This window comes from Sinomicrobium sp. (assembly GCA_029266035.1).
Lineage (GTDB): Bacteria > Bacteroidota > Bacteroidia > Flavobacteriales > Flavobacteriaceae > Sinomicrobium.
The window spans coordinates 33,539-55,033 of record JAJUFH010000004.1; the positions used below are offsets into that span (position 1 = coordinate 33,539).

Below are 21,495 nucleotides of genomic sequence, written 5' to 3' on the forward strand. Positions count from 1 at the left end.
GCACTCGATAATGAAAAGAACTAAGGAAAATAGTGAACACTATATCTGGGGCGATAATTGTAGTGGATGGCATTTGTTAAAATCTAAAAGCTTGAGCGTTATCGAAGAGATGATGCCTCCAAAGACACAGGAGAAAAAACACTATCACAGCAATGCGCAACAATTTTTTAGAATATTGAAAGGAAAGGCGACTTTTGAAATTGAGGATGCAACAATAGAGGTAGAGAGCGGAGCGGGAATACATATTCCACCTAATGTAAAACACAGAATACGGAACGATCAGACGGAAAATTTGGAGTTTATAGTGATTTCAGAACCGACAACCCGTGGAGACCGATTTGACCAAGCGGAGGAATGAAGAGCAATAAATATCAAAGGATATTACAGATTTATAAAGAGATGAATTAAAAAAACAATCCAGTATGAAAAAAATTATTTTACCTATAGTAGCATTGGCTATTGTTTCCTGCCAGAACACTACAAAACAAAATAAAGAGCAACAACAGTCAGAGCAAGAGCATTCTACCGAGCCGGAGATGAAGATTATGATTCCTCAATCCAATTGCCTCGAAGCAGTATCCGGCAAAGACAGTATTTGGTTGAAGATAGAAGTGTTTCCCAATGTAGCCATAGGAAGCTTGAATTACAACTTTTTTGAAAAAGACGACTCACAAGGCACTTTGGAAGGCGAGATTGTAGATCAGACCTTTTATGCCGACTACACCTATGTGTCGGAAGGAGTACAATCGGTACGAGAAGTCGCTTTCTTATTGAAAGACAGCACCGCCACAGAAGGTTATGGCGAAATGGTAGAAAAAGACGGAAAAATGGTGTTTAAAGACCGATCAAAAATCGATTTTTCTAAAGGGTTAGAGTTTAGTCCGGTAGATTGTGTGGAGCGATAAGGAGATGTTTCGTGTCGAAATCCTTCACTTTTTCATGCCTAAATTTTAGAAAGATTAGGGAGTATTTGAAATTAGTAAATTGAAAAAAAATAACGTATGAAGTTTTATTTTTTCTTCCTTTAATTCTGGATGAATATTCTCAGACTTTTGTAAATAAGCAAAAGAACGAATATATTAGAGCTAATTTATTTATAAAAAATAAAAATTTATTGTTTTTCAATAAATAATTATTGATATTTGCTTTGTGTATTAGTAAAACATAAGCAAATGACAACAACAAATTCAACCGTACTAAGAGTGATGAATGTCCTTTTTTGGATTGTATTCATCGGGTTTTGTATCAAGACAGTTGCTATACTGATCTCATTTTTAATCAGCCTCTTTGTGAATTCGGAAGGGGCGGCAAATTTGTATATGGGGTACGATATGTCGGAGCTGTACTCCTACAGCAAGCAGTATTACATTTTTACTGTTTCCTTACTTCTTGTATTAAATGGATTAAAGACGTATATCGCCTATTGTGTGGTGAAGTTTTTCATGAAATTCAATTTGTCCAAACCGTTTAACCACGAACTCACAGATTTGTTTTTAAGCATTAGCCATATCTCATTAGGGCTATGTGTACTGGCATTGATAGCTGCGTTGTATTGCAAGTGGATTTTAAAGAAAGGCATAGCTGTTCCGATTGATTTTGACGGCGGTGAGATCTTGTTCTTTGCAGGTATTATTTACATATTGGCCCTCGTTTTTAAAAAAGGAGCAGATTTGCAAACGGAAAGTGATTTAACGGTATAGGTTATGGCAATTGTTGTGAATTTAGATGTGGTGATGGCCAAGCGTAAAATGTCTTTAAACGAACTTTCCGATAGGGTAGGGCTGACGCTGTCTAATCTTTCGATACTGAAAACAGGAAAGGCAAAAGCGATCAGATTTACTACCTTGGAGGCCATTTGCAATGCTCTGGATTGTCAGCCAGGAGATATCTTAGAGTATGTAGAGGACGAAAACTGTATTTAAAAAAATACATTAACTTTGTTATATATGTAACTCAAATATTTATTTTAATGATGAAAACTATAGCTACCCCCATTAAGCTTTTGCTCGGCATTCTTATTGTGTTGAATATAGCTCTGTTGTCTGTTGTTTCATACCTTTTGATGAATCGAAATTCTGACGGTCTCATGGCGGTGGAGCGGATAAATATCAAAGACAGCACCGGGAATAGTCGAGTAGTGATTTCGAATGAAGATCTGATGCCGCCACCTATTTTGGGAGGTAAAACCTTGAAGCGGATAGTTAATCCTGCCGGACTTGTTTTTTACGACCGTTTTGGTAACGAACGCGGTGGTATCGCTGTTACCGATAACGAAGAGACTAACTTTCACGCTCTTGCATTCGACTACGATAATGCAGATGCTATAGGTTTGGTGGCACAAGACAATAAAAACGACGATTATTTTCGCGCCGGACTGATAATCAACGACAAAAAGTCGTCTGGAAAGGTAGGAGATAATACCAGCCGGATAGACCTGATGACAGAAAATGGCAATGCTGCATTGGTGATTAAGGATCCGAATTCGATACCTCGAATCGTGCTGAAAGTGGATAGCATAGGTAACCCGTATATTCGGATTTTTGACGAAAACGGAAACCCTACATGGCAGCAGTAAACTCACTAGCTGTATTGTAACAAAACACCATCTCTTATTTCGTTGAAAACATTTCTAATTCTTCTGATTACCAACTGGAAGGTTTATTAGAATATGTAAAAGACCAAGAGAGAAATAGTACTAACCTTTAGAAATTAAGTGATTAAGAGGTAGCTCTATACGGTTCAAGAGGCAGTGATGGTGAGGTAATGGTGACAACAAAATAAAAATGGTTTAGAGTTTAGATCTGCATTTTTGACGGTTGAGGTACTTTTTTACCTGTTGAGCAATGGGTTATTTCAAACATGGCAAATCGGCAGTTTTGTGCTCACATTGAATGTTTTTTGGGGCATAACCGTAAAAGGATTTAAAGGCAGCTGAAAACTGTACCAGTCCGTTATACCCCGACAGATAAGCAATTTCTGTGATACTGTGATCTCCTTTTTCAAGGAGGTGCATGGCGTGCTTCATCTTTAAGAGGATGACATATCTTTTTACGGTTATCCCGTAACAGGCTTTAAACCCCTTTTTGAGTTTGAATTCATTGAGGTTTACCTGTTTGGAAAGTTCGGTGAGACCTGGAGCATTCCTGAAGTGGTTTTCCAGGAAACTTTTGGCTTCTTGTATTCGGGAGATGTCGTAAGGGCTGAGCCCTGCGATCTTTTGCCGGTTGTGATTCTGATACATTTCCAATTGTATGAGCAACAGAGCCTGTATCTTATTTTCGAGATACCACTTTTGTAATTCTCCTTTTTGACGACAGTGTTTTATATCGTAAATGAGTTCGTGAATAAAAGGGGTGAATGGAAGTAGTGTGGCAGACAACCTGTGGATACCATGAGTTTCAGTACTCCGGAGAAATTCCTGGTGTAAGGTACTTTCCTGAGGAAGAAGCCTGTGATAAAAATCCTTCGACATCACAATCGTGAAATAGTCTATGGGCGAACCGGCTTCTACATGATAGCTGGCCTTAAAATCTGAAGCATAAGTGAGGTTGTGTGTCAGGTTTTTGTATGTAATTACTCTTTTTAGAGGGGTTATAGTTACTGTAGAGGCTGTGTTAAATAAAAACTCCATGACGACACAATCGCCTTCCACCTCAAACTCATCGGTCACAGGCCGGGAAAATGTCATTTGAACATCCAGTAATAGAATCCCAGAGGCCCATAATTCTTTGCATTTCAGGAGGTCAATACCCTTCATGCCGATCATATTGAGATTGCTTTCCTTGAAAGGGTGTACATTATCATGTGTATTTCCTATTTCCTTTTGAATATAAAATTTTTCGAATTCGGTAAGTCTTGCCGAGATCTTCATGTTGTAAAAATCCGTTTATATTAAAAAATTATCCACTTTTCATAAATCCAATCGGAACCTGCCACTTACATTTGCATTCGATTTTATTTAAATTAAGTCTAAATTAATAAAAATAAATACACCCTGAAGGGATTATTTTCCGGATTTTTTCTGTTTCGGGGGTATCGAATACCGGATAAAAGGGTATCCGCTTGTATTTGAATAGAATAGAAAGCAATGAGATGAACCAATTACAAAACACTAACTACAATAAACGCATGACTCAAAACGATCGTAAAACTTGTTTGATACTTTTATGGGGGCTATTTCTGTGTTTTGCTCCCAAGAATATTTTTGCGCAGTCATCAGGATCCCTGTCGGGAATTGTTCAAAATGCTCTCGGAGAAAAGATTCCTAATGCTTCCATACTGTTTGGCAACAACAAGTATAATAGGTATGCGGATATGGAGGGAACTTTTTCTGTCAAGTCCATACCTGCCGGTACCTATCTTATAAGTATTACAGCAGTCGGATATGAAGAATACCTTTGGGAAGTTGTTGTAAAACCCGGGCAACATACCGAATTTACCGCCATACTTCAGCAACATATAAGTGAGCTGGACGAAGTGATCGTTTCGGGAAAATCAAAAGTACAGAAGGCAAGAGAACAGTCTTATCAGGTGAGTGTGATCGATGCAAAACAACTGCACAATACATCTTTAAACATTGCTCACGCCCTGGACAATGTACCTGGAATTCGGGTTAGGGAAAGTGGCGGACTGGGATCTGATGTAGATTTTTCTCTTAATGGATTTACAGGTCACCAGGTAAAATTCTTTATCGACGGAGTGCCTATGGAGAGTATGGGGCATGCATTTCAAATCAATAACATCCCCATAAACCTTGCCGAAAGAGTAGAGGTGTACAAGGGGGTAGTTCCCGTAGACCTCGGATCTGACGCCTTGGGTGGAGCCATTAATATTGTGACCAATTCAGGTCGCGCTAACTATCTTGACGCATCTTATTCCTACGGTTCTTTCGGCACTCATAAGACCTCGGTTAGTCTGGCGAGAAACTTCAAAAGTGGCTTTACTTTAACGCTCGATGCCTATCAGAATTACTCCAAAAATAATTACTGGGTTGAGACAGAGACTCCTGTTAACAAATACGGAAAAGTAGAGAAAGTCAGAACCAGACGGTTTCATGACCGTTACCGCAATGAGATGGTAATGGTGGGTGTGGGGGTTCGTAACCGGTCGTGGGCAGACCACCTGATTATAGGTATGGATCTCGGACAATATGCTCGGGAATTACAGAATGGCGTTACCATGGAAGATGTCTATGGCAATCGGGAGTCTAAAGGGGTAACCTTACTTCCATCTATAAAATACCTCAAAAGGGATATAGGTCTTAAAGGGCTCGATCTGAACATCAGCGGGAACATTAATCTCGGTTACGAAAGGGTGACCGATACGATAAATAAACAGTATAATTGGTTGGGAGAGGTTATTCGGGAGTCTGATTCCGACGGGGCGGAACGCAGCCGTGGAGACAATAAATACCGGAATAATAGCGGTGTAGTGACCGCAAACCTGAGTTATAGGATCAATGACAAACACGCTCTGGTGCTCAACAATAACTTCACAACTTTTAAAAGAGTCAATAAAGATCTTCTCAAGGAAACAGACCAGTTTTTTAACAGGCCCAGCTCTTTGCAGAAAAATGTACTCGGACTGTCATATCGCTATGATCCATCCGAAAAATGGAATACTTCGATATTCGGTAAATACTTTGTACAACACAGTAAATCGTTTATGAATGTGGCTATGGCCGAGAATCCCAACCATGACGATTACGATTGGAAATCAAACACCTTCAGTACCTATGGCTATGGTTTTGCCAGCTCCTATTTTATCAGGAAAAACCTGCAGTTACGACTGTCTTACGAACACGGTATACGGGTTCCAACCAGTGGAGAATTATTCGGTAATATGAATACGCTGACGGGAAATGTAGACCTGAAACCGGAAAGCAGTGAGAATGTCAATATCGGAATCATGTTTAACCCTTCTATAAAAAACACCCACTTTTTTACTTTTGATGCCGCGATATTGTACCGGTATTCAAAAGATTTTATACGTACTAGTCTTACCGAAAGTTTTGCCACTACCATACAGCAGATGGTCAACCTGAGAGATGTAGATAACAGGGGGGTGGAAGGCAGTATCCGGTATAGATATAAAAAACAGCTCAATGTAGGAGTGAATATAAGTTATCAGAATTTGATAAACCGGACCAAATATGAGGGAGGGAGTAACGATATTGTAAGTATTGTGTATAAAGACCGTATCCCCAATATGCCATATCTGTTTGGAAATGCCGATGCTTCCTACGCTGTAAACCGACCTTTCGGAACCGACGGAACACTTACCATAGGGTATCAGTTACACTATGTTCACGAGTATTATGAAGGATGGCCAAGCCTGGGAGAAGAATCTACAAAAATAACCATTCCCACACAATGGAATCACAGTGCCAGCCTTATTTACGCCTTTAAGGGAGGAAAATACAACCTGACCCTTGAAGTGTTAAACCTGACAGATGCCCTGTTGTACGATCATTTTAAATTGCAAAAACCAAGTCGGGCATTCAACCTTAAATTCAGATACTTCCTGTTTAATTCATAGTAAATTATCTAATAAACACCAATATATCATGAAATCTAACATTTTATCTTTTAGCTTGATGGCTCTGTGCCTGTTGTTTTTAAGCGCATGTAGTAGTGATGACGGACCCGGTACCGAAGGACCAGAGAACCCCGATGCTGCTACCGAACAATTTGTAATTGCCGGTGAGGCCGCCACAGCCGAACAGGCTAAGACCTATCTTTTTCTTGCCGATAAGCTCGATGAAGGGGAAATTACTGTTCAGGGTAACGGGTATGAGACCCGGGGCTCTACCATGTTTGCCCTGAATAACAAAGCCTTCTCCTTTCAGTACAACCGAGGAGATCCCGGATTTACAGAAGTATTTCAACTCAATCAGAAGGCTAAACTGGAAAAGGTGAGCTCTTTTTCCGTAAAATCGGTAAACGTTTTTCTGTCGTATAAAGATCAGGAACATCTTTTGGCATACAATATCGGGAGAGCCTTAAATACTCCCGGAAGTGCGTATTGGATCAATACCGAGACCAATACAGTTGATAAAGATGCCGAATTTGACCAGAAGATCATCTATGTAGATGGTAAATTTATCCCCAATTATTACGCGTTTGTATACAGCTTTTTTGAATTCGGAGATAAGATATATGCAGTGTACAATCCGAGGTACGGAGGAGAAGGAGAACAGGACCCTTATGATTATGAAAACCGTGCCTTTGTTTCCATATTCGATCAAGATATGAATTTTGAAAAGACCATCTCAGATAATCGTATGCCGTTTATTGGGCGCTACTATAATGTAATGGGACTTGGGCAGGACGACAATGGAGATATTTACGCATTTTCTACCGGAGATGTAGAATCAGACAATAACCACGCTGCCTTCTTGCGAATTGAGAATGAAGAATTCGATAAAGACTACTACTGGGATGTGGAAGAAGTTGCCGATGGCATGAGAATTCATGCCGGAAAGCATCTCGGAGGTGATAAATTTATCCTTGCGATGGTTGATCGGGACGAGGTGAAAGCGGAGTCAGAGGGGGCTAAACTTGCCATAGTCGAGGCTGCAACCAAGGAGTTTCACTGGGTTTCCGGAATTGATGATTGGATAGCTCCGGGAACTTATGCTTTCCCATTATTTATCAATAACGGAAAAGCATATCTTCCTTTGTCTTTAGAAGAGGCTTCCGTAACTTATCTGTACGCCATAGATCCTGATAATTACATCGCAACACAGGGATTGAAACTTACGGGGATACAAAATATTTCCGGTATCGGGATTTTGAGCAACGAAACAGCTGAGTAATTAGCGTAACTGCTATGACCTAAAACCATGAGTTCGATTGAACAGGGAGTGGAGATGATTAGATTTCTTCACTCCCTTTTTCTTAAAAAGGAAGATCGACCCTGACCCCGTTTTTCCAGTAACAGGACGTGTAAAAGGCAGGAGCTATTCCGATGGCTCCGGATACATAAACGTCGTCGCCATCTATAAAAATGCCGTAAGCTTGGGCATTGTCGTCCAGTTCGTGCAGTGTTCCGTTTTTCCAGTAGCTGGCCGTATGCCCAGAGCTGTTGGAGTTGTGTTTGTTTACCAGCCCTACTGCATACACATCAGCGTCTGATTTGGTGATCTGCCATACCTCGCCATATCGCTCATCCAGTATTACAGCTTCCTCGTTTTTCCAGTACATAGGAATACCACAAAGGCCCCCTGTGTAATATTCGTCTTCACTTTTTACATAAATACTGCTCACTCCCCAGTAAGCAACGGTTTGTTCCGGCAATATCAAAGTGTCTACAGCTGTCGAAATTCCGTCCCACACAAAGGGTGTACGGGGTTAAAAAACGGATCCTCCTGAAATACTTCCAGAAATCTCTCCTAAAGAACCCGCAAAAAGTGGTGTGTCGTCGTAGAAGCCCACCGAAGAAACTGTGCCTATACTATCGGTGTCCATTTTTATGATGGTATTGTTCTTGTAGTAGAACACCTTGCCATCTTCGGCAAGACTGCCTTGGTCAAAACTATATGTTTGAAGTTCGCCTTGTGCGTCTCTGTATATCTGTACTTTTCTGTACTTTTCGTCAATCGCCTTGCGGTAAGTAGATTGATTTTTTACAAGTGGAGTAAATGTCTCTTCATCAACGCGCTCTCCGTTAACCCAGAAAGAGGTAGTGAGGTCTCTGCCCTGCTGTCCTCTAAAACCGCTGACCAACACATCTCCGTCTTCCACTAAAATAGAATAGCCTGCGGCATAAGGCCCGTCGTTTCCTGTGGGAAAACCTAAATCGTCGTTGTTACAAGCGGTTAAAAGTATCCCAAAAATCAAGATTTTTACAAAATTCAGAAAAGGGAAACGAGAAAAAATGGCGTTGGTCATAGTAGTGTTTTTAAGGCCGTAAAGGTAGTTTGTTTTTTATGAGATACCGCATTGCCCGAAAGGTTGCTTTTTCCGATGATAACTAAAGCTCGACGAGCTCTAATCCGGTAACTTATTTAAACAACTGTTGAGTTGTTGTCAACAGTAGTAGAATTCTAACTTTCCTCTTTACATCTTACAAATCTCTTTTTTTCAGCAGAGCATAAGACCAATAGATAAACAGAGCTGTCCAGATGAGTACAATAACTATTTCATACCAGTGTACACTGTAGTCTTTGGTGATGGTCTCGCCGATTTGGCTTGCTACTGTGCGCACCGCAGAGAGCCGACTCCCGGGTTCTTTGATCAGGTTGCTCATGGAATTGAGCGGGAAGAAACGGGTTACGGAGGAGGCGGTGTCCGAATTGAATTGAGACCGTAGAATCAGGTAAAAAACACCTTCTATAATCTGCCAGATTACCAGAAAACCAAGCGCAAAAGCAGACCTTTTTATAAGCATCCCGAGAAAGAGACAGAAAGAGAAAAAACCGGTCAGTTTAATAAAATAGGCGAGGAGGTACTCCAAGTCGGAAAAAATGATCGAAGCCTCGTTGTAGTCGGAATAGATCAATCCGAGTACCATAGACACCACAAAGACAAATACCGTGGAAATAGCCGCGAAACTGAGAACAGTAAGGAATTTGGAATAGATAAACTCCCATTTGCTCAGTCCGTCTATAAGGTTCTGTTTTATGGTTTTGTTACTGTACTCATTGGCGGTCATAGACACGATGATAATGGCGAGAAACAGCTTTAACCAGGCGGCTATATAGGTGTTAAAATGCCAGATGTATGGGAAGTTGAATATCCCCTGTTCGGCAACCTGAAAATGTATTTCCCCAAAATCGAAATTGACAGTGGCTATCAGTGCGATACACAGTAGCAATACAAAATAAGCCGTAATCAGTACCTTGCTGGAACGGTTGTTCCAGAGTTTTATGTATTCTATCTGTAGTAGACGGAGCATAATAGTTCTTAGTTTATTAGTTTGTAGTTTGTAGTTGTGGTTTGTAGTTTCAATTCTCTGTGAGTGCGAGGAATTGTTCTTCTAGGCTTTCTTTGCGTTTTACAAGATGAGAGAGCACTATTCCCTGATCGAACATCAAGCGATTAAAGGTGTCGGCCTCCATGGGCTCGTTGAGAAAGGCGGTGATGAGGTTGTTCTCTTCTTTGATTTCTCGGAATGTAGGATTGTTTTGCAATACAGCAACAGCCTTTTCCTGTTCCGAGCATCTGAGCTCGAAAAAGCCGTGACTGGCTACCATCTCATCTACTTGTCCGGAATACAATTTTTTTCCTTTTTGAAGGACTACCACATGAGAGCATACCTTTTCCACTTCGTCTAGTAGATGAGAGGCCAGCAGTATGGTAGTTCCATCTGCAGCGATTTGTTTAATCAGCTGTCGTATCTGGTGTATCCCTTGTGGGTCGAGTCCGTTAGTGGGTTCGTCGAGTATGAGTATCTCAGGATCATTGAGCAGAGCAGAGGCTATGGCTAGTCGCTGTTTCATACCGAGAGAATAGGTTCTGAACTTGCTGTCTTTGCGGTCTGCCAGTCCTACTACTTCCAGTTTTTCCTGTATTTTGTGGTGGGGCACCCCTTTGATTTTACACACTAGTTCGAGATTCTTTTCGGCGGTCATATAAGGGTAAAAGTTAGGACGCTCGATAATGGCTCCTACTTTTTTAAGGGCATCGTGAGTAGATACATTTCCGCCGAACCACTGAAAATTTCCCGAGCTTTTGTTGACTACATTTAGTACAATGCCGAGGGTAGTCGATTTTCCACTGCCGTTTGGTCCCAAGATGCCGTATACATTGCCTTTTTCTATGGTAAAAGACAACTCATTTACCGCGGTGAGATAGCCAAATTTTTTGGTGAGCCTGTCAATGCTGAGAATAGTTTCCAAAATAATGGTGTTTTTATTCCTTAGTGTTGATAAAATAACCCAAAATGAGGTTAATATGTTGACGTACAAATTACGATTTTGTTACAAATGGCAAACTTGTTTTTCGTTTTTTTTGTTTTTGGAAAGCGCGATGGCTTTAAAAAATATGTAAGTTTGGAGGATAGTAATCCCATAGTCCGTTTTCGATATGTCTGAAGAGCGATTAATGTCTAAAAAGAAACCCGCTTATCCGGTAAGCGAACAGTTGAATAGCTATTTGAAAGAATACAATCGCAACATTAGAATTCCTATCTTTTACGAGGATTTGTTACGTTTTTCCGGTTCGGTGGTGGTATACGACGAGAACGATAAGGACACTTTGTGGGTACGGGTGTTTTACAGCGAATTTGACCGGGAGGAAATAGACTTGAGTTTAAAGCGTGTCTATTCTATACTGCTCTCAGATGGTAGTGACAATATTATACAGTACCTCAATATAGATTCTATAGACTATTGCACCTTTGGTAATTCTAAGCCTTTTCGCATTAAGGTGAGGAATATACTCAACGACAACTACACCTATTTCTACGTCAAGAAAACCGATGCTTCCCGTATTTACGGTTTGGAGCTGGAGCATATGCTCTCGCCTTACAATCTCAATTTTCTAGTCTATAAGAATACGCTTATCGAAGAGCATATTGCAGGTATTCCGGGCGATGTTTTTATCAGAGATTTTTTGCCGCAGTGTACCGAGCGGGAAAAGTCTCAGATCGCCAAAGAATTTGTCAAGTTTAACGAGCGCTGTATGATACGGCTGTTGGGCGATATGCGTTCTTATAACTACGTGATTGTAGCCACCCACGATTTTGATCACGTGGTCTATAAAATCAGAGCCATAGATTTCGACCAGCAGTGTTTTGAGGGTAAACTCAAGGTGTATCGCCCCCAGTTTTTTAAAGAGAACAACACTATGGTCAACCTAGTTCGCGACAAGCTGCAGCGCAGTTCGGTAGATCAGTATAAGATAGAAGAGCGCTCTATAGTGGCCAAAAGACTCATTAGCTACAACGAGCGAATGGAGGAGTTGTTAGACTGTGCCCGAGTGGATGTCCTTTCAGTTCCCGAAAATGTAGAACGCCTTAAAGTGGAGATATTGAATTTGGTGCAGGATGTAGAGTTTAAAAAAGCGACTAATATGGGAGAAATCCTGGAAGCCGCCTTGAATTTTGTAAAGCGCAACTACCAGGATTACAATATCAACAAACGTCTTTTTAATCTCAAAGATTAATTACTTCTCAATTCAGCTTTTTTCCTCTCGGTTGAAGTACACCAAGTAGTAATACATCTGACGCTCTTCATCCCAACCCTTTTCTACAAATTTCTCGGCAGACTCGGGATTGATAAAATCCATTTTAATCTGAATATTGGTGTCGAGATTGATGACGTTTTTTATCTTTTTACGCGCCTCGGTCACCGCTTTGTTGGCAATGGGAAAGGTAGATACATCTTCTATGTGATATTTAGGCCCCTTTTCTACTTTGTAGTGTTTAAATTCGGGAATGAGGTCGGGATTGTCCATCACCTCATTGAGAAAACCGCTCTCTTCAAACTGGTCGTTTTTAGCAAAGTGGTTTACCGCCCGGTTCATAAACAGTACCTCCTGTTGCTTGTCTTCTGCGGGAAGCACTACGTCTTTGGCAAAATCCTGGCAGAATTTTAGGTATTTCTTGGTGATGAAATTTTCGTCGGTCAAGGCTTCTACTCCCAGAAAATTCTCCAGCCAGTATTTGGTGTCGTAACGGTTGCTGTCTACCGAAAGTATCTTGTAACCTTCGTCTCTGTGCGAATTGAAAATAAGACAGCCTTTGTCCAATTTATTGATGTTTACGCCCTGTTGTATCAGGATGTCGAGATTGGATTCACCTTCCCTGAACTGAAGGAAGTCGTGCTTCAATTCACTTTTGAAAATGCCTATTCCATCAATCTTTTCATTGTCTACCACCATATCGCTAAAGTAAGCTACATAGACTTCTCCACTTTTTATATGGGGGTGATTGGACTGCTCGAAAAGATGTGTCGCTATTTTTTTAGACTGTTCGTGAATTCCGTTCGGATTGGTGAAGATTTCCGAAACGATTTCAAAGAGGGGATGGAATTCCACATCTACCTCATTGGCAAACTTAAAATAATTTTCTTCCTTTTCCCGAAAAGGTTTCAGGAAGTATTCTTTTAGTACAGCTGTGATTTCATCGTTGAGCAGATAAGGCTCACGGGAGAGGAAAATGTTCTCGTTTCTACTCTTATTTCCCACTCGATGCACCGAGAGGCTTTCTATTTGTGAAGGATAGAGGTTTAGCATATTTTATTTGAAATTTGCAGTAAAGATACATCAAAGGATTTTTAATTTTCCTTAAATCACTATGCCTATTGTTCATTTCGTCTTATATACAAGACAAAATCACCTTGTTTCTATCTTGTAAGCAAGATAAAATCGAGTTTAAAGGCAAATTACAAACTCCAAACCTAATTCCAATTCTCGTCGAAATCGAGGTCGTCGTAGTCGTCTATATCCAGTCCGAAATCGTTAAAATCATTGTTGGACATATCCTCTTCGGTTTCAAATTGTTTTTCTGGGGGAGCTTCCGGAAGCTGTCCGTGGGCAAAGAGTAGGTTGGGGTATGATCTACCGTCCTCTTTTTCTGCGATATCCGCCAGCTCTACAAAAAAGGTCCACATACTCAAAAAGTCGTAAACATAAATAGCTCTGGTGTTTTCCTGGTCCAGCACATCGTCGATAGAAGTTTCTGCCATAAGGCGTACATCGGCCTCCTGTTCGTCACTCATCTCAAAAAGGGCGATCTCTTCACCTTGATTCCAGGTTTCATCACTCAGGTAAAACGAAGCCATTTCACTGCCTTCAAACCCAAAAGCCTGGGTTATGGTATTGTGAAAAACCTCCATGGTTTCTTCGGCCTCAATCTCTATATCTCGGAAGACATCTTCTTCCGCATCGAGTATTATCCTGAATTTATAGATCATTTACTTGTAGTCTTTTAGTTCTTAGTTCGTAGTTGTTAGTGTGGCAAAGTTAAGAAGATTTCACAGTATGCCGGGTATCGAGCAATAGATAATACTGTACACCAAACAATATTGTGGCTGCGATAAGGTGAAGGCTTTGAGACCCAAAGGGGAAGTGCAAATATGCCATAGCTATTCCAGACAGTACCTCCAGTCCGAGCAGGATAATAATCCACCTTACCCGGGTATAGCCGAGATTGTATTTGCGGTTGATTGCAAACATCCACAAATTCACTGCCAGAACGACAATTGAAAAAGAGCGGTGTACATAAAACCACCATCCACTACTGTTCAACCATAGTTCTCTGACCGTATCTCCAACTATTTTTACCTGATCGTCTACTAATTGTCGCACTTGGGTGCCCAATACCACTTGTATTATTGTGAGTCCTAATGCTATCCAAATAAGCTGTGTCAGTCTTTTGTGATAGCGATGATTTACTTCCTTGTCTCTGGTAAGGTGTAATATGTAGATAACAAGAGCTACGATAGCGAGGGCTGCGAGCATATGTGTGGTTATTTTAACTGGTGCTAATACAGAATATACCACCGTGGCACCCAACCAGGCCTGAAAGCCCATGCCGAATACGGCAAGCCATGACAGCCAGGTTACTACAGGCTTATCCCTGCGATAGGCAAAAGAGGCTATGGCCATTAGAAAAGTAGCCATTCCTGCCAGAGCACCACAAAGGCGGTTGATGTATTCTATCCAGGTGTGCATGGGATTGAAGATAGCGTAGTCGTGTTTCGTATACGCTTCCCAATGCTCTGGGGTATAAGTGTCTGAGGTGGTGAAATCAGATTTTGCAACCATCAGGGTCTCGTCGTGAATAATGACCTGCCCTTTCTTAAATTCTCTTCCCGCTTGCCACAACAGCTGAGATTCTTCGGTGGGTGGGATGTAGTACCCGAAGCACTTAGGCCAGTCGGGGCATCCCATACCACTACCGGTCATACGCACCAAAGCACCGGCAAGGATAACGAGGTATACGAATACCAATGTAGCCTTGGTAATTGTCCTGAAGTTTTTTTTGAACCAGGTAGACATAATGTTTATAGTTTGTTAGTTCTTAGTTTTTAGTCACCAAGTCAAAGCCTGAGATTCCTCCCTCCTTCGGCGGGCAGGCCTGATTGTCGAATGACAAATCTCAATTTTTTCTCCTCACCTTCAAATCTCCTCACCTCCAAGTCTCCAAGTCTCCTCACCTCCAAGTCACTTTGTCTCCACCTCACCGGCTTTCAGTCCCAGTTCTTTTCCTTTTTTTAGCATAAAATCGTAGGCTGCATCGTAATCGTTGGGGATATCTCCTTCCAGTATGGCTTCTTTTATGGCATCTTTTATAATTCCTATTTCTCTGGAAGGGGAGAGCTTAAAGGTTTTCATGATATCTTCTCCACTTATCGGCGGCTGGAAGTTTCTGATGTGGTCTCGCTCTTCTACTTCTACGATTTTTTGTCTGACAATCTTAAAATTCTGGTGGTATTTCCTGAATTTTTTAGGGTTTTTGGTCGTGATATCCGCTTCGCAGAGTGTCATTAGGTCGTCTACGTGCTCTCCCGCATCAAAAATCAGTCTCCTCACCGCAGAGTCGGTAACTATATCTTGTGCCAGAACAATGGGGCGCGAACTCATAGCGACCATTTTCTGTACAAACTTCATCTTTTCATTCAGCGGCATTCGCAGGCGTTTAAAGAGTTTGAACACCATTTTACCTCCTACAAACTCATGCCCGTGAAAAGTCCACCCTATCTTTTTGTCAAACCTTTTGGTAGGTGCCTTACCGATATCGTGTAGCAGTGCCGCCCATCGAAGCCAGAGGTCGTCGGTATGTTCCGAAATATTGTCTACTACCTCTAGCGTATGCCAGAAGTTGTCTTTGTGTTTTTGTCCTTCCTTTTCTTCAATTCCCTGTAAGTTGGTAAGTTCAGGGAGAATGATGTGTAACAAACCGGTTTTGAACAGTAAACTCAGTCCGATAGAGGGCTTGTCACTCATCAGTATTTTGTTTAGCTCGTCTACTACACGCTCTTTGGAGACGATTTTTATCCGGTTTTTGTTTTGCGATATAGCTTGTAGTGATTCGGGAAATATCTCAAAGTGCAATTGCGAAGCAAAGCGAATAGCTCTGAGCATCCGCAGCGGATCGTCGGAATAGGTGATATCGGGGTCTAAGGGAGTGCGTATCAGTCCCTGTTTCAAATCTTCCACACCGTTAAAAGGGTCGAGAAGATCTCCGAAGTTGTCTTTTTGAAGGGAAAATGCCAAGGCGTTGATGGTAAAATCGCGTCGGTCTTGGTCGTCCTTTAGGCTGCCGTTTTCTACTATGGGCTTACGGCTGTCTGAGCGATAGCTCTCTTTGCGGGCACCTACAAATTCTACTTCGAGTTCATTCCACCGCAGCATGGCCGTACCGAAGTTTTTAAACACCTGAACCTTGGGTTTTCCGGGAAGTAGTTCTGCAACTTTTCGAGCCAGGTCTATACCGCTTCCTACAGTTACAATATCAATATCCTTAGGAGTGCCTCGTTGTAGCAGGTAGTCGCGTACATATCCACCTATAACATAACTGTCAACTCCCAGTTTGGCGGTTGCTGCCGATATAATGTCAAAAATATCTTGTTGTAATGCTTCTTTATGGTTTATCAACCTCACTTTAATTTTTTTTAATTGCCACGGATACTTTGGTCTATAATACAGATCCGGATGTTCGTAGGGATTATTACGACTCTTTAACTTCAGTGAATCTCTTGCTGCTAAGACATAAATAATCTCCCGGTTACCGAGCAAATCTCGGTATATAGACTTTCAGATTGCTGCAAATTGTAGCAATCAGGATTAAAAATTCATATTGCAAATATATTAGTGTATTCGTGGCAAACAATTCATTTCCTTATCACCTTTACGATACCGTCTTTACTAATCTTGATGATAGATGACGGTTGACCTCCCTGTTTTTCGTGCTGCAAATTTACTACATAGTCTACACCTTTTAAAATTTCGGGAGCTATTTCGCGGTAGGATTGTGGAGTAGGGGCGCCGCTTATGTTTGCCGATGTAGAAACTATAGGCTTGCCGAATTTTCGGATGAGTCGCTGACAAAACACATCTGATGCTACTCGTATGCCTATGGTGTTGTCTTCGGCGATAAGGTTTTTGGCTATGCCTATAGGGTTGTCGTATACAATAGTAGTGGGTTTGGTAGCTAAATCTATCACATCGTAGGTGACTTCAGCGATTTCAGGAATGTATTTTTCCAGCATAGGGACATCAGATACCAAACAGATAAGCGCCTTGGCATCCGATCGCTTTTTTAGAGCGTAAATCCTGGCTACGGCATCGGTATCAGTCGCATCGCAGCCTATGCCCCATACGGTGTCCGTGGGGTAGAGGAGAAGTCCTCCTTCTTGGAGAATGATCACGGCTTTATTGATTTCGTCTTGCATTTTTTATTAAAATGTACGTATGTATTTCTGACCTTTTTTTAATTTGGGAAGTGACAAGTAATCCCCTGTTGTTTTGTTAAACTTATCCGGTGTGAATTCGAGGACTCCATTGCCGGGATAAAAGGTTAATTCACCAAAAATCACCCTTCCTTCGGTAGCGTACAAATCGACCCTTACTAACGGAAAACCTTCTGATAATTTTTCTGAAATTTCAAGCATGAGATTCAGACTGCTTGGCTGCTCTACTTCAGCGCTGTTGGGGAGGTAGTGTTTGTACGGCAATTTATTCCACTCGGTGTCGTAAAACAGGCGTTGGTGTTTTCCGAACCTATCTACGTCGATGTGAATGAATTTAGGAACTCCGTTAAAGCAAAAGAACTTGTAGTCATGTAATAGTCCGAGGTCAATTTCTCTCAAATATTTTTCGACGATAATTCTCGGCTTGACATCTTTATAGGCCCATTCGTGTCCGGCTTTGTAATAAAAGTTGTGAAAGAGCCACTTTCTCATTTTTAATCTGGCTTTAAACTTGTTTAGTTTCGCCTTGTCTTTTACAATGAGATTAAAGCCACTGCCGTGAACTCCCTTTAGCACAAATTCACTGGGGAGCGAGTCAAAATTAACGTCCTTTACGGTATCGTATACCCCGTAACACTCATTCAGGTATTCTTTCCCGATTTTTTCCTCTACATACACTCTCACCGCGTATTTGTCGACAAGTTGATTGAGTATTTTTGGGCGATAAAAGACCTTTAGCCATTGAATTTTTTCATTGAGTTCTTTAGGATCGTCTAGAGATAATTTTTTACGAGTGTAATATTCGTAATAGATGCCTACAAAGTGTTTTTGAGGTAAGAATTTTAATTTTTTTAATAAGCCGAGAATTATTTTACTCATAATTACAATAGGGATAAATTTGTAAACGGGGCAATAAATTTAATTATCTCACCTCATAACAAAGATATATAAATTGTACTTCCTATTTTGTATTGTAGCATTATATATTCCTGTATGAAAAACTCGGTATATCAGTTTTTATAAGTGCTTAAAATCCTGGAGTATAGCTAAAAAAATGAATGGGGTATGAACAGTAGGCCTATAAAGATTTTGAAACTATTATCGCAGATGACGGATCAGGCAAAGCCACTGAAGATCTGATAGATTGCTATAGAAAAAAAACTATCCGGTAAAACTGCTTCATTTTAAACGTGAAAACCTTACTTCTGATAAGTGTTGCATGTCCTTGTGCGTAAAGTGTTTTTTCGGTGGTTGGGTGAAACTTTCCGGAGTTTTCGCACTTGGAGTAATCACAGTTTAGGATGTAGGAAACAGAAATAAGCTATTCGTTAGCTTTTATAAATACAATTTGCTATTGTATAGAAGTCCTTTTTTTATTGTTTTTGATGTTGTAAGAGCCATAATTTTATATATCGGGTCATTACGCCATAAGAATTGATATAGGCACTGACAAATCCCGGAAAACCATCCATAAACCCTCTTTTGAAGATGTATTCATTGAAAAACCGGAACGATGGCTTGATTAGGATATGAGCTAAATGAGCTCTTTTGCCCTTGTTATACATTTCCTGGGCCTGTAACCACGCATAGTGGTTTTTCTTTCCGATAAAATGATCAAATCCGCGATAGGTGTAATGTAAAATACGATTTTTTAGTCTTCCTTTCTTGCCTTCAACTATCAGGTTTTCGTGTACTAGTTTGTTTCCAAATCTGCAGTGGGATTTTTTAAACAGTAGGGTTTTAGTGTCGTTTTGTGCTGTGCCGTATTTCATTTTTCGTCCCATAAACATACGTACAGCACCTACTTCATACGCTTTGTAGCTGCTTTCTTTTTCGATTTTAGAAATAATTTCCTCCTGTAATTTCGGAACTATCACTTCATCGGCGTCTAGAATAAAAATCCACTCGTTTGAAGCACGGTCTATAGCATAGTTTTTCTGACGGGAAAAATTGTCAAATTTCCGTTGATAAACAGTTGCGGAATATTTTTTAACTATTTCTAGTGTGCGATCTTTACTAAAAGAGTCGATAACCAGTATTTCATCGGCAAAAGTAGCGGACTGTATAGCTCGTTCCACAAAATCTTCTTCGTTAAGGGTAGGTATGATGATGGTAAGCTTTGCCATGAATAGTGATAAAATGTGTATTTAATATTTGGGATTTAGAACAACAGCACCAAGCAGTTTTTTCTAATTTAAAGCAAAGATATATATCTGTATTCATACTTTTGTCATTCTAATAAAAGAACTAAATAGGGGATTGGAGAATGGAAACGAAGCACAACTGTGAAATCTCGGTAATTATCAGTACCTATAATGCAGAGGCATGGCTGGAAAAAGTCTTGTGGGGATACCACGCGCAGACCTTTAAAAATTTTGAGTTGGTCATAGCCGACGACGGTTCAGGACCTGCTACCAAAGCATTGCTTCAACGCATGCAGAGCGAGGTTTCTTATCCCATTGTTCATGTGTGGCAAGAAGACGATGGTTTTCAGAAATCGCGTATACTCAATAAGGCAATCACACAATGTTCAGCCAAATATATTGTGATGAGCGATGGCGATTGTATTCCTAGAAACGATTTTTTGGAAGTGCATAGCAGGCGAAAGGAAAAAGGCTATTTTCTGTCCGGAGGATATTTTATGTTGCCTATGTCTATATCAGAGACCATCTCTCGAGAAGATATTGAGAGTGGGCGTTGTTTTGATTTGAAGTGGCTTAAGGAACTAGGTCTGAAATCGTCGTTTAAAAACAATAAACTCACATCCGGAAATTTTAAGGCCGCGCTGTTGAATACGCTTACTCCTACCGGAGCTACTTGGAACGGACACAATGCCTCGGGATGGAAAGAAGATATCGAGGCAGTAAACGGATTTGACGAACGCATGCAGTACGGCGGGCAGGATCGTGAACTTGGGGAGCGTCTGATGAATTACGGAATCAAGGGAAAACAGATTCGATACAGTGCTATATGTGTTCATCTCGATCACGCTCGCGGGTATAAAACCCCGGAGTCGATTGCCAAAAACCAAGCTATCCGGCAGCATACCAGAAGTAGCAAAAGTGTGTGGACGCCTTATGGTATGCAGAAGGATAAAGCTTGATTTAGGTCCGAACATTGCAATAGAATACGAGTTTAGAAGATAAAAAATCATAGTTTTGTAAAAAACTAAGATGAGAATACTCGTTACCGGAGCTGCCGGTTTTATAGGATCACATACCGCCGAATACCTGGCCGCAGAAGGTCATGAGGTATATGGGGTAGACAATTTTTCGGATTATTACGACATCGCTTTAAAAAGGCGCAATGTGGAAGATATCCGAAAAGCTGGAGTACAGTTTTTAGAAGCCGATTTGACTGGGGAGCTGAATGAGCTTCCTGGACAATTAGATTATGTATTTCACTATGCGGCACAGCCCGGTATCTCTTCGGATGTCTCTTTAGACGACTATGTCCGAAACAATATTTTTGCCACTCAAAACCTACTAGAGGAGTTAGAGCGCAACAGCCCTGAACTCAAGCTGTTTGTCAATATGGCTACCTCTTCTATCTATGGCAGAGTAGCCACCTTGCCCGAAACAGCAGTCCCACAACCTATTTCCTTCTATGGGACTACCAAGTTAGCGGCCGAACAACTGGTGTTGGGCGCTCAGCGATTGGGTAAACTGAAGGCGTGTTCCCTGCGTTTGTATTCGGTATACGGTCCGAGAGAAAGACCTGAAAAACTGTATACCAAACTCATCAAATCTATTTACGAAGAAATACCGTTCCCTCTTTTTAAAGGAAGTGAAAAGCACTCGCGAAGTTTTACCTATGTGGGTGATATTGTAAGAGGAGTAGCCGCAGTTATAGGAAGAGAAGACCAGGTGAACGGAGAGATTATCAATATCGGGTCTGATGAAGAATACACTACAGGAGAAGGAATAGCTCTTGTAGAAGAAATTATAGGTAAAAAGGCACTGATTAGAGAAACTCCCCCCCGTTCCGGTGATCAGCAGCGGACTACAGCGTTGATCGATAAGGCGGAAAAGCTATTGGATTATCGTCCGCTTACTTCTTTTCGCGAAGGTCTCAAAAAGCAGGTGGAATGGTATAAGGATAACTTCCAAAACAGTCAAAATTAGCTTAAGCCACAA

22 protein-coding genes are annotated in these 21,495 nt (G+C 41.0%); 10 read left to right on the plus strand and 12 right to left on the minus strand.

What is annotated here, in order from left to right:
• Nucleotides 1-10 precede the first annotated feature (10 nt).
• The 5 genes from ACYZZR_RS03785 (at nucleotide 11) to ACYZZR_RS03805 (ending at nucleotide 2,575) form a co-directional block, all read left to right on the plus strand.
• Nucleotides 11-358, plus strand: coding sequence for a cupin domain-containing protein (locus tag ACYZZR_RS03785; RefSeq protein WP_461532665.1), 348 nt, complete (start codon nucleotides 11-13; stop codon nucleotides 356-358).
• A 64-nt stretch (nucleotides 359-422) separates the two neighbouring features.
• Entirely contained in the window at nucleotides 423-905 is a 483-nt protein-coding gene (locus ACYZZR_RS03790) for a hypothetical protein (protein WP_461532666.1), read from the plus strand.
• A gap of 267 nt (nucleotides 906-1,172) precedes the next feature.
• Nucleotides 1,173-1,700 (plus strand): DUF2975 domain-containing protein, encoded by a 528-nt coding sequence (locus ACYZZR_RS03795; RefSeq protein ID WP_461532667.1) that lies wholly within the window; start codon nucleotides 1,173-1,175, stop codon nucleotides 1,698-1,700.
• 3 nt (nucleotides 1,701-1,703) lie between these two features.
• Complete coding sequence (locus tag ACYZZR_RS03800; RefSeq protein WP_461532668.1) at nucleotides 1,704-1,922, plus strand: helix-turn-helix domain-containing protein; 219 nt, start codon at nucleotides 1,704-1,706, stop codon at nucleotides 1,920-1,922.
• Between the two features lie 47 nt (nucleotides 1,923-1,969).
• On the plus strand, nucleotides 1,970-2,575 hold the full coding sequence (locus tag ACYZZR_RS03805) for a hypothetical protein (protein WP_461532669.1): 606 nt from the start codon (nucleotides 1,970-1,972) through the stop codon (nucleotides 2,573-2,575).
• A 273-nt stretch (nucleotides 2,576-2,848) separates the two neighbouring features.
• Here ACYZZR_RS03805 and ACYZZR_RS03810 read toward each other — a convergent pair whose 3' ends face one another.
• On the minus strand, nucleotides 2,849-3,871 hold the full coding sequence (locus ACYZZR_RS03810; protein ID WP_461532670.1) for a helix-turn-helix domain-containing protein: 1,023 nt from the start codon (nucleotides 3,869-3,871) through the stop codon (nucleotides 2,849-2,851).
• Between the two features lie 197 nt (nucleotides 3,872-4,068).
• On the opposite strand from ACYZZR_RS03810, the gene ACYZZR_RS03815 reads away from it, so the two are divergent.
• Together ACYZZR_RS03815 and ACYZZR_RS03820 are read left to right on the plus strand one after the other, a co-directional pair.
• The gene (locus ACYZZR_RS03815; RefSeq protein ID WP_461532671.1) at nucleotides 4,069-6,537 is read left to right on the plus strand and encodes a TonB-dependent receptor; all 2,469 of its coding nucleotides are present in this window, start codon (nucleotides 4,069-4,071) and stop codon (nucleotides 6,535-6,537) included.
• Between the two features lie 28 nt (nucleotides 6,538-6,565).
• Nucleotides 6,566-7,816 carry a DUF4374 domain-containing protein gene (locus ACYZZR_RS03820; RefSeq protein WP_461532672.1) on the plus strand — a complete coding sequence of 417 codons (1,251 nt, stop codon included), beginning with the start codon at nucleotides 6,566-6,568 and terminating at the stop codon, nucleotides 7,814-7,816.
• A gap of 82 nt (nucleotides 7,817-7,898) precedes the next feature.
• Here the strand turns inward: ACYZZR_RS03820 and ACYZZR_RS03825 are convergent, their stop codons facing one another.
• The 4 genes from ACYZZR_RS03825 to ACYZZR_RS03840 form a co-directional block, all read right to left on the minus strand.
• Nucleotides 7,899-8,336 carry a hypothetical protein gene (locus ACYZZR_RS03825; RefSeq protein WP_461532673.1) on the minus strand — a complete coding sequence of 146 codons (438 nt, stop codon included), beginning with the start codon at nucleotides 8,334-8,336 and terminating at the stop codon, nucleotides 7,899-7,901.
• 15 nt (nucleotides 8,337-8,351) lie between these two features.
• Nucleotides 8,352-8,891 carry a hypothetical protein gene (locus ACYZZR_RS03830; RefSeq protein ID WP_461532674.1) on the minus strand — a complete coding sequence of 180 codons (540 nt, stop codon included), beginning with the start codon at nucleotides 8,889-8,891 and terminating at the stop codon, nucleotides 8,352-8,354.
• A 175-nt stretch (nucleotides 8,892-9,066) separates the two neighbouring features.
• The gene (locus tag ACYZZR_RS03835; RefSeq protein ID WP_461532675.1) at nucleotides 9,067-9,897 is read right to left on the minus strand and encodes an ABC transporter permease; all 831 of its coding nucleotides are present in this window, start codon (nucleotides 9,895-9,897) and stop codon (nucleotides 9,067-9,069) included.
• 49 nt (nucleotides 9,898-9,946) lie between these two features.
• Complete coding sequence (locus ACYZZR_RS03840; RefSeq protein ID WP_461532676.1) at nucleotides 9,947-10,840, minus strand: ABC transporter ATP-binding protein; 894 nt, start codon at nucleotides 10,838-10,840, stop codon at nucleotides 9,947-9,949.
• A gap of 187 nt (nucleotides 10,841-11,027) precedes the next feature.
• On the opposite strand from ACYZZR_RS03840, the gene ACYZZR_RS03845 reads away from it, so the two are divergent.
• A complete protein-coding gene (locus tag ACYZZR_RS03845) occupies nucleotides 11,028-12,107 on the plus strand; it encodes a hypothetical protein (protein ID WP_461532677.1) in 1,080 nt (359 codons plus the stop codon).
• A gap of 12 nt (nucleotides 12,108-12,119) precedes the next feature.
• Here ACYZZR_RS03845 and ACYZZR_RS03850 read toward each other — a convergent pair whose 3' ends face one another.
• From ACYZZR_RS03850 to ACYZZR_RS03880, 7 genes are all read right to left on the minus strand, one after another.
• Nucleotides 12,120-13,178: a nucleoid-associated protein gene (locus tag ACYZZR_RS03850; RefSeq protein WP_461532678.1), complete on the minus strand. Its 1,059-nt coding sequence runs from the start codon at nucleotides 13,176-13,178 to the stop codon at nucleotides 12,120-12,122.
• 164 nt (nucleotides 13,179-13,342) lie between these two features.
• On the minus strand, nucleotides 13,343-13,858 hold the full coding sequence (locus tag ACYZZR_RS03855; protein WP_461532679.1) for an IS1096 element passenger TnpR family protein: 516 nt from the start codon (nucleotides 13,856-13,858) through the stop codon (nucleotides 13,343-13,345).
• A gap of 49 nt (nucleotides 13,859-13,907) precedes the next feature.
• Nucleotides 13,908-14,945, minus strand: a complete 1,038-nt coding sequence (locus ACYZZR_RS03860; protein WP_461532680.1) for a COX15/CtaA family protein — start codon at nucleotides 14,943-14,945, stop codon at nucleotides 13,908-13,910.
• Nucleotides 14,946-15,110: 165 nt separating this feature from the next.
• On the minus strand, nucleotides 15,111-16,541 hold the full coding sequence (locus ACYZZR_RS03865) for a CCA tRNA nucleotidyltransferase (RefSeq protein WP_461532776.1): 1,431 nt from the start codon (nucleotides 16,539-16,541) through the stop codon (nucleotides 15,111-15,113).
• 239 nt (nucleotides 16,542-16,780) lie between these two features.
• Nucleotides 16,781-17,341 carry an L-threonylcarbamoyladenylate synthase gene (locus ACYZZR_RS03870; RefSeq protein ID WP_461532681.1) on the minus strand — a complete coding sequence of 187 codons (561 nt, stop codon included), beginning with the start codon at nucleotides 17,339-17,341 and terminating at the stop codon, nucleotides 16,781-16,783.
• Between the two features lie 6 nt (nucleotides 17,342-17,347).
• Nucleotides 17,348-18,238, minus strand: coding sequence for an ATP-grasp fold amidoligase family protein (locus ACYZZR_RS03875; protein WP_461532682.1), 891 nt, complete (start codon nucleotides 18,236-18,238; stop codon nucleotides 17,348-17,350).
• A gap of 494 nt (nucleotides 18,239-18,732) precedes the next feature.
• Nucleotides 18,733-19,485: a glycosyltransferase family 2 protein gene (locus ACYZZR_RS03880; protein ID WP_461532683.1), complete on the minus strand. Its 753-nt coding sequence runs from the start codon at nucleotides 19,483-19,485 to the stop codon at nucleotides 18,733-18,735.
• Nucleotides 19,486-19,625: 140 nt separating this feature from the next.
• Between ACYZZR_RS03880 and ACYZZR_RS03885 the strand changes: the two genes are divergently transcribed.
• Both ACYZZR_RS03885 and ACYZZR_RS03890 read left to right on the plus strand, forming a co-directional pair.
• A complete protein-coding gene (locus tag ACYZZR_RS03885) occupies nucleotides 19,626-20,462 on the plus strand; it encodes a glycosyltransferase family 2 protein (RefSeq protein WP_461532684.1) in 837 nt (278 codons plus the stop codon).
• A gap of 70 nt (nucleotides 20,463-20,532) precedes the next feature.
• The gene (locus ACYZZR_RS03890) at nucleotides 20,533-21,483 is read left to right on the plus strand and encodes an NAD-dependent epimerase/dehydratase family protein (RefSeq protein ID WP_461532685.1); all 951 of its coding nucleotides are present in this window, start codon (nucleotides 20,533-20,535) and stop codon (nucleotides 21,481-21,483) included.
• Nucleotides 21,484-21,495 lie beyond the last annotated feature (12 nt).

Excerpts from the sequence above, each read along its gene's own strand:
- ACYZZR_RS03785 (WP_461532665.1), top strand. The coding sequence starts at position 11 with ATGAAAAGAACTAAGGAAAATAGTGAACACTATATCTGGGGCGATAAT.
- ACYZZR_RS03790 (WP_461532666.1), top strand. The coding sequence starts at position 423 with ATGAAAAAAATTATTTTACCTATAGTAGCATTGGCTATTGTTTCCTGC.
- ACYZZR_RS03795 (WP_461532667.1), top strand. The coding sequence starts at position 1,173 with ATGACAACAACAAATTCAACCGTACTAAGAGTGATGAATGTCCTTTTT.
- ACYZZR_RS03800 (WP_461532668.1), top strand. The coding sequence starts at position 1,704 with ATGGCAATTGTTGTGAATTTAGATGTGGTGATGGCCAAGCGTAAAATG.
- ACYZZR_RS03805 (WP_461532669.1), top strand. The coding sequence starts at position 1,970 with ATGATGAAAACTATAGCTACCCCCATTAAGCTTTTGCTCGGCATTCTT.
- ACYZZR_RS03810 (WP_461532670.1), bottom strand. The coding sequence starts at position 3,871 with ATGAAGATCTCGGCAAGACTTACCGAATTCGAAAAATTTTATATTCAA.
- ACYZZR_RS03820 (WP_461532672.1), top strand. The coding sequence starts at position 6,566 with ATGAAATCTAACATTTTATCTTTTAGCTTGATGGCTCTGTGCCTGTTG.
- ACYZZR_RS03830 (WP_461532674.1), bottom strand. The coding sequence starts at position 8,891 with ATGACCAACGCCATTTTTTCTCGTTTCCCTTTTCTGAATTTTGTAAAA.
- ACYZZR_RS03835 (WP_461532675.1), bottom strand. The coding sequence starts at position 9,897 with ATGCTCCGTCTACTACAGATAGAATACATAAAACTCTGGAACAACCGT.
- ACYZZR_RS03845 (WP_461532677.1), top strand. The coding sequence starts at position 11,028 with ATGTCTGAAGAGCGATTAATGTCTAAAAAGAAACCCGCTTATCCGGTA.
- ACYZZR_RS03850 (WP_461532678.1), bottom strand. The coding sequence starts at position 13,178 with ATGCTAAACCTCTATCCTTCACAAATAGAAAGCCTCTCGGTGCATCGA.
- ACYZZR_RS03855 (WP_461532679.1), bottom strand. The coding sequence starts at position 13,858 with ATGATCTATAAATTCAGGATAATACTCGATGCGGAAGAAGATGTCTTC.
- ACYZZR_RS03860 (WP_461532680.1), bottom strand. The coding sequence starts at position 14,945 with ATGTCTACCTGGTTCAAAAAAAACTTCAGGACAATTACCAAGGCTACA.
- ACYZZR_RS03870 (WP_461532681.1), bottom strand. The coding sequence starts at position 17,341 with ATGCAAGACGAAATCAATAAAGCCGTGATCATTCTCCAAGAAGGAGGA.
- ACYZZR_RS03875 (WP_461532682.1), bottom strand. The coding sequence starts at position 18,238 with ATGAGTAAAATAATTCTCGGCTTATTAAAAAAATTAAAATTCTTACCT.
- ACYZZR_RS03880 (WP_461532683.1), bottom strand. The coding sequence starts at position 19,485 with ATGGCAAAGCTTACCATCATCATACCTACCCTTAACGAAGAAGATTTT.
- ACYZZR_RS03885 (WP_461532684.1), top strand. The coding sequence starts at position 19,626 with ATGGAAACGAAGCACAACTGTGAAATCTCGGTAATTATCAGTACCTAT.
- ACYZZR_RS03890 (WP_461532685.1), top strand. The coding sequence starts at position 20,533 with ATGAGAATACTCGTTACCGGAGCTGCCGGTTTTATAGGATCACATACC.